Source organism: Rhizobium sp. PP-CC-3G-465 (assembly GCF_004343445.1).
Lineage (GTDB): Bacteria > Pseudomonadota > Alphaproteobacteria > Rhizobiales > Rhizobiaceae > Ferranicluibacter > Ferranicluibacter rubi.
The window spans coordinates 1-7275 of the sequence record NZ_SLYH01000037.1 but is presented as its reverse complement, the minus strand read 5'-3'; the positions used below and the strand labels follow the sequence as shown (position 1 = coordinate 7275).

Genomic DNA, 7275 nt, shown 5'->3' with positions numbered 1-7275 from the left:
AGATGACGCGGGTTACTCTCGGGAAGAGCCGGGTGCGGGAAATCCGCCCGCCCGGATCTGTGAGGGCGAAGCCGAATGGCATAGCTACTCGACCACGATCCGATCCTAACAGCCGCTGCAGCCGGCACAATGCCACAGCCGCAGGTGAAGGATGACTGTAACGAGCTCTGGATACTCTTAAGGATCCTGGATAAGGTGGCAGACAGCCCAGCAGGAGATCCTGCGGGCGTAGGGAGAGGTACTTGCTACGTATCGGGAGTAGCCCAGCGGCTTGGAAGGTAAGCGCCTGCTTAGCGATGCTTGCTTTTTGCATGACAGCAGTCGAACGTTCAAGCGCGCAGACGATTGAAGGACTTTCGATAGGCGAACCGCTTGCTGCCGGAAACGGAACCAAAGTGGCTGGACCGATATCAGTCGCCGCAAGGTCACTTGGCGCAATGGAGAAAGGCGTAAAGCTTTCAGCCATGGTACTGCCCGGATCCCATGAGATCCTCCGGCTAGATGTAAAATGGCAAGAGCGCCCTGTTGGTGTCCCCGCTTACTTTGCGGACTTCAAGTTCGGCGTCACAACGCTTTCCGCCATCAGTAGCCGATTTGGAAGCAAAGGGCTGCTAAATGCGAAGGTTCCACCAGTTCAGGCTAAGCAAGGTTACCTGAGTTTCGTAAGCAGTTACGAGGTCAAGAACAGCAGGCTGATTGTCTCGTTCACCACCAGAGTGGACAAGGCCGCGTTAGCATATTTTCGCAATATTCAAGCTAACGACCTCTACGACCAAGTGGCAGACGTCGCAGTTCTTACCTCGATTTCGATCGCCAACCGTGACGAATTCGCGGAAAGGGCAGGGCCGGCTGTCGCCGATGTCGGCTATAAGCCTATTGAATGGATCGCATCGTCGGCTGATGCTGTCCCTAAGCGCATTCCTGATCTCTCAAGGGTAAGGCTCTCTCAACTCCCCGTTGCCAGGATTTACACGGGGCCAAATAATGCGCCTGATTTGACCGGACGTGCGTCTGTTTTTCAGACGTTCGCCTCGAGATTATCCGAGCGCATGGCAGATGGTCCGGATTACGCCGGAGAATATGCAATCGTGCGTGTGCCCTGCGGTCGAGATTGCGTCGATGTTTTCGCAGGCAACGTCCGGACTGGAGAGGTTTTTCGGTTCCCGCTTGCAGCACAACGAGTACCTGCACTCAAGCTTCAGTTCTCGCTAAAAAGCCGCATGATGGTTGCACAGTGGCAAGAAACTGTTTCACAGGCTTGCGTCGTACAGATCTTCGATTTCGAAAATGACGAGTGGATCGAGCTTTTCAAGCATACCATCGGATCATCGTCGCTTTGCGCCAAATCGTTGAAAGCTAATCTTCAACCTTAGGCTAGCTAACTGCGTTTAACGGTTGTGGAACCTAAAACCCGCCCGTATGGTCCTGTTGAGGCGGGAGTTTTGCTACATGAGCCTACTATACCAATCGTCCACGGCGCTGCATCCACGGCTGCTCCCGTACGTCGCAGACACAATTACGCGGTTCAGTTATCTCCATCCGACCGTGGAGGTCTTGTTCGACGGGGAAAGCCTAAGGATTTTGGGGCCTGACAGTGGTGACACTGATCTCTTCCGTGAACTGATGTTCTGTTTGTACCGCGAGAAAATTCTCGCGCAAACCTTGCCGCTGCGGCAGATGCTCATCGAAGGCGTGACCGGACGTGACCGTCGTTCCCTTTAAGTTTCGCAAGGCCGCAAACGGCCAGATCCTATTTACCGACGACGGCGGCCGGTTTTTCCGGTCGAGCGAGGCGTTCCTTGATCGCTATGTGTATGAGGCGCTGGAAGGGCGAGACCTCGCATTTCTAGCGGCAAACGGCTTCTCATACACTGATGAGCAGGATCTCTCTTATGCTGGCTTTGCCTATGCCTTCGCGACCCGCCTGTATCTGCCGCGTCAGCTCGATTATGTCATCCTGGTCCCGACGCTGCGCTGCAACCTGGCTTGCAGCTACTGCCAGGTCTCTCGTGTTAATGAAACCACGCCTGGTTTCGACTGGACAGACGAGACCCTTGCAAGCGTTCTCCATTACCTTTCTGGCCTCCAGACCCGAACAATCAAGATCGAATTCCAGGGTGGCGAACCGCTGCTTCGACTCGACATACTCTCGGACGTTCGCGACTTTTGCAACGCAACGTTTGACGCCTGTGAGTTCGTTGTCTGCACCAACCTTCAGGTGGTTTCTCCGGAAGCATGGGCGTTCCTAGCGCTTCCGGATGTCTCCGTAAGCACGTCGCTGGACGGAAGCAAAGAGGCACACCTGAACCAACGCACCTCGACCGTTTCCGCCACCAATCGGTTTTTCGAAAACCTGATGCACGCCACCTCGCACCTGGGTGAAGGAAAAGTGTCCGCGCTGCCGACCATCGACCCGCGACACGCTCCTTCGCCTCGGACAGTGATCGAGATGTATGCGTCCTTCAACATGCGGTCGATCTATATCCGGCCGGTCAACTTCCAGGGTTTCGCGCGCAAGAGGTTCGACGCCCTTGCTACCACAAGGGCATGGATACGCTATTACTCGGAATTCCTCGACGCGGCGATCGTTCACAATTGGGAGGCTGTCGACCACGTCGAGGAGTATTATTTCGTGCATTGCCTGCGGCGGGTTCTCCGCGCTGGTCACGACGGCCACGTCGATCTGCGTAACCCAAATATCCTAGGCAGCGGCTATCTCGTCATAGACCATGACGGTCGCGTTTACCCAACCGACGAGGCCCGCATGGTGACACGCGTCGGCCAGATGGATTTGTCCGTTGGCCACGTTGCGTCCGGGATCGACCAGTCTAAGGTCGATGCGCTGAATGAAGAAGCGAGCAACAACTTCCATCCAGATTGCGTTCACTGCGTGTACCAGCCTTTTTGCGGCGTTGATCTCATCGACGATTTGTCGAGATACGGGAGGATTGACCTGCCGAAACATCAGACCGACTTCTGCCAGCGGCACATGGCGATCTTCGACAAGGTGTTCGAGTTGCTCTATTCGGAGGATCCTAGAGTCCAGAAATCCCTGGCAATATGGGCTGGCTCGCAGAGCATCGACCCTCTGCTTGTGAAGGCACACGCATGATCAACCTCCGCGTTGCCGTCGAGGCACCACCGATCCTAGAACCGCTCGTGGTGAGGCTCCTGGCGCACGAACCAACAATCCGGACGGATAACGACGCGGTTCTCTTGTTCGAGGAAGACGACAGGCTGGAGTATGATCTCCAAGGGTTCTCGTTAGTCGTCCACGCCCCGTCATCCAACAACATCGACGGGGATGTTCTGCTGATCGTGCCTGGACAGCCGAGCGCCCATCGGCTGATCCGTGCGTCCTCCAAGCACAATACGCTCCTCGTGACGGAACGCTGCGACCAGCTTTGCGTCATGTGCTCGCAGCCGCCTAAATCGTACCACACGGATCTCTTCGATCAGTTTGCGACTGCGGCTCTGCTGGCGCCGGAAAAGGCAGTGATCGGCATATCGGGGGGCGAGCCACTTCTCTACAAGTCCCGGCTGCTTGAGATGCTGGAAAGGGTTGTCGAAGCAAGGCCCGATCTCACATTCCATATTTTGACCAACGGACAGCACCTCTCCGCAGCGGATGTACCAGCAATCGCCGAGCTTGGGCCGGAGCGAATTCTGTGGGGTGTGCCGATTTACGCTGTCGATGCCACGGTTCACGATCGGATTGTCGGCAAGAGCGGAGCGTTCGCCAAGCTCACAGAAGGGTTGACGGTTCTCATGAGGGCCGGCGCCTCGGTTGAGCTTCGCACCGTCGTGCTGCGCCAGAACTGGGATCAATTGCCGACGCTCGCCGACTTCATCAGCTCACGTCTCAGCTTTAGCTCGGTTTGGGCGATGATGCAGCTGGAGCCGATCGGCTACGGCCGCATGAATTGGAGGAAGTCGTTCCAGGACACTTCAGAAGACTTCAGCAATGTTGCACGCGCTATCGATATCAGCATGGCCCGTGGCCAGTCGGTGTCTCTCTACAACTTCCCCCTTTGCTCAGTCCCGCATGAGTACCGACGTCACGCTCCTTCGACCATTTCCGATTGGAAACGGAAGTACCTAGACTTTTGTGACGGTTGCTCTTCGCGTCAAGCTTGTGGTGGGTTTTTCGAGTGGTATAAGCATGGTGAGGGGTTTACACGTTTGGGGGGAATATGAAGGCGCGCGTATTCTTGGTACCGTCGCTCCTTGCAGCGGGGTTCTTTCCGTCAAAGGCATCGGCGATGCCGCTTCCTGAGGGCGTAGGTCCGAAAGATCATGGTCCGTCGATCCTTGAAAAGCTCAAGCTCAAGCACGTCTTCACATTGGCCGGACACCGATCGCACAGCTCGCATAGGTCGCACAGCTCACACTCCAGCCACAGGTCCAGCAGCGGCGGTGGATATACGACACGCTCGTACAGCTCACCGACGTATTCTGCGCCGACTCCGGACTACTCCCCGCCCGCTCCTTCTGTGTCTCCACCGGCATCTGTCGCTCCCGTTTACCCCTCGGCGCCAGTGGTTCCGAGGGCACTGTCGTCTTATCCGGCGGCCATCGATCCCGCACAGCCTTCAGATATGCAGGCTCCATTAAAGACGCTTCCAGGCAATACCGACAAGTTCAGGCGCATCGTAATGCAGGTCCAAACTGCGCTCACTGCCTATGGCTACTACACCGGCGCGATAGATGGCAGGGTCGGGCCCGCTTGTAAGACGGCGATTTCGTCCATGCAAACCGACTACAATCTAAAGGTGACAGGTACCATAACGCCGGAAGTGCTCAATGCCTTCGCGATCGTCGCAAACTGAGATGGGCGGCCGACCCCATGCGTTTTCTGGTTGGCGATCCAGACCGAACGCTTTGGTGACCTCATCGGTGTTGGTTTTTCATTTATGAAACGCGTTCAGCTGATCAAGCCGTCGATTTCGGCGGGCGAGCTCATAGCATCGATCAAGCGGATGCAAGGCCCCGGTCCTGCGCCAGATCCGGCCTTGCTTATGCCCGATACGGGCACACTAACGGTATCGGGCGCGGGCCGTACGGCGCGCGCGGCACGACGATGGACCATTTTCGCCGGACTGGTGTCGACCTCCACTGGCATCTATCTCGCATCCCAGGTCCATGGGTTTTGGGGTTCAGTACTGTGCGCCATCGCGGCGGTCATGACGCTTCGGGCATGGACGCGACGGTCAGTTTTCAAGCAGGAACTCGCTGAGGCTCGTGCAGCGTGGGAAAAAGAAGTTGCGAGCTGGTTGGATCGGGGGAGCCCTGCGCCATTCAACAGGCGGAAAAGCGAACTGCTCGAAACCGCTGTCGCCTACACCGAGTTGCCAGTGCGCGAGCACCGAAAACTCGTAAGTCTCGATCAGGAGAAGCGCCGGAGCCAGCTCGAGCGATATCTTCAGCAGAAGTTGATCAGCGGCGCGGATATAAAGGGCGTAGGTTCCAGGCGCGTAAAAAAGCTGGCTTCACACGGAATCGTCACGGCATGGGACCTTCACCAGAGACAGGTAACGCACGTCTCCGGGATTGGGCCATCCCTTGCAGAGGAGCTGCAGCGGTGGTCACGCGAGGTGGAGCGTACTTTCACTTTTCATGAAACTGCTCCTACCGATCACACCGCTATCCAGCGCGTCAAGAATGAGTTTGGCATCCAACGGGACCAGCTGGAACGCGAGCTTGCGAAAGGACAAGAAGATCTCCAGAGATTTTGCGAAGAAGCCACAATGTTGAGAGCTCAGGCTCCCCAGCCCATGGTCTCCGCCTTCATACGGCTGAAACAGGTCGAGACCGATATCAGCTACATTAAGGGTCGCGATGTCCGCACCTTACCGTGACTTCTGGATCATTGTCGGACTGACGGTCGGCGCTGTCGTGTTGGCGAGCGCTTCGTCGAAAGTTACGAGGCCGGCGGTGACACCGAGCCAGGAAGCTTCCGCGCCGTCGGATCCTCCGGAAGCGAGGCAAACAAATACCAATGCGGACACGCCGTCCGTTACCCGCAACACTCCAGTTCCCGAGATGCAGATCACGGCGGTGGAAGCTACAGTCGACGATAAGGTTTTGCTTCCAGTACGGGACATTGACCCTGATGTCCGCTTGGCGTTCGACAAGGCCGTGAGCATATTGCTTGCCGAGCTCGATACGATCAACGGAGGAGAGCTTGGAGATACCAGAAACGGGTCATCTTTAAGTACGCCAGAAGAGCTAGGAGCTCCAACCGCTCCAGTGTCGATTGAATCGCCGCCGACAGACGACTCTTTAAAGAGAACAGGCGTCACCACGACGAACGTGAACATGCGGGAAGGGCCGGCTGCTAATTACCTCCTCGTATCAACGCTACCCGTTGGGGCGAAGGTGGCAATTCTGGAGGAGGAGGCAGGATGGCTGCACGTCCTAGAGGCAGGGACGGGTCGAAAGGGCTGGGTGAACGGCCGCTTTGTCACTGACGTCATCAACTAAGGAACAGGCACCAACCTACATAAAGACCGATGCCAAATTCTAGGGTTACTGTTGCAGAGCGGCATACCGAAATGAGCCGGTTCTTCTGTACACAACTCCCGATCCACAAGCTACGAACTGCACCACGCTACCGTGCGGAGCGGCAACCGGCATTCAACCGCCGTTGAGGTCCTTCACGTTCATATTCTGATCCCGCTGATTTATACCTTCTAGAGTGATTGGTGCGCTACAATTTTTGGTGAGCTCTTGTTTGATACCCCTCAAGGCGTGAATGCCCATGGGAGCGGCCCTCGTTTCGCTTTATGTGGCGCGGCGGAACTGCTGCGATGAATGTCGTCAAAACGATAGATAGCGAAGTGCGATAAGCCTGCTGGGATTGAGGTATACACAAAAGAAGAGCATCAATGTCATATTTATGAGGTATTTCTGTTTTAAGGCTCTGACAAGGAAGCTTCGTCGTTTCTCTACACGACGAGCAATCGCAGGTATTGACATATATCCAACTCGTATTAAGAGATGCGAATGCACCCGTAAGTCGTATCCGGAAAGCAGGAATCCAGTGGTGGGATCGAGAGAAGACGACCGCAAGGCACAAAAGCAGCGCTTTCGATGCTGTTCGCAGCAATAATTTTAGGCCCCGCAGCCGCTAAAGAAAATGCCAGAACATCGCCTGATTTGGCCGATCAGAGAAATCTGCGTAAGCGGCAAGGAGACCCCATCTGGCGCGGCTGATGCTGAGCAGGGTATTTCGGGCATACGAGTTCTCTGAATGTGAGGATCTATGTCTAGACC

The 7275-nt window shown here is 56.0% G+C and carries 7 protein-coding genes; all 7 read left to right on the top strand.

Annotated elements, in window-relative coordinates; genetic code table 11:
* Positions 1-311 precede the first annotated feature (311 nt).
* A complete protein-coding gene (locus C8J33_RS26455) occupies positions 312-1373 on the top strand; it encodes a hypothetical protein (protein ID WP_132665903.1) in 1062 nt (353 codons plus the stop codon).
* A gap of 76 nt (positions 1374-1449) precedes the next feature.
* Positions 1450-1722, top strand: a complete 273-nt coding sequence (locus C8J33_RS26450) for a hypothetical protein (protein ID WP_165906886.1) — start codon at positions 1450-1452, stop codon at positions 1720-1722.
* On the top strand, positions 1703-3112 hold the full coding sequence (gene hxsB, locus C8J33_RS26445; RefSeq protein WP_132665902.1) for a His-Xaa-Ser system radical SAM maturase HxsB: 1410 nt from the start codon (positions 1703-1705) through the stop codon (positions 3110-3112). The genes C8J33_RS26450 and hxsB overlap by 20 nt, the downstream gene beginning before the upstream one ends.
* Positions 3109-4197, top strand: coding sequence for a His-Xaa-Ser system radical SAM maturase HxsC (gene hxsC / locus C8J33_RS26440; protein WP_132443108.1), 1089 nt, complete (start codon positions 3109-3111; stop codon positions 4195-4197). Before hxsB ends, hxsC begins: the two co-directional genes overlap by 4 nt.
* The gene (gene hxsA / locus C8J33_RS26435; RefSeq protein WP_110731113.1) at positions 4194-4829 is read left to right on the top strand and encodes a His-Xaa-Ser repeat protein HxsA; all 636 of its coding nucleotides are present in this window, start codon (positions 4194-4196) and stop codon (positions 4827-4829) included. Before hxsC ends, hxsA begins: the two co-directional genes overlap by 4 nt.
* Positions 4830-4859: 30 nt before the next feature.
* Entirely contained in the window at positions 4860-5858 is a 999-nt protein-coding gene (locus C8J33_RS26430; RefSeq protein WP_132665901.1) for a hypothetical protein, read from the top strand.
* Positions 5859-5934: 76 nt separating this feature from the next.
* Positions 5935-6483 carry an SH3 domain-containing protein gene (locus C8J33_RS26425; RefSeq protein ID WP_165929906.1) on the top strand — a complete coding sequence of 183 codons (549 nt, stop codon included), beginning with the start codon at positions 5935-5937 and terminating at the stop codon, positions 6481-6483.
* Positions 6484-7275: the final 792 nt, after the last annotated feature.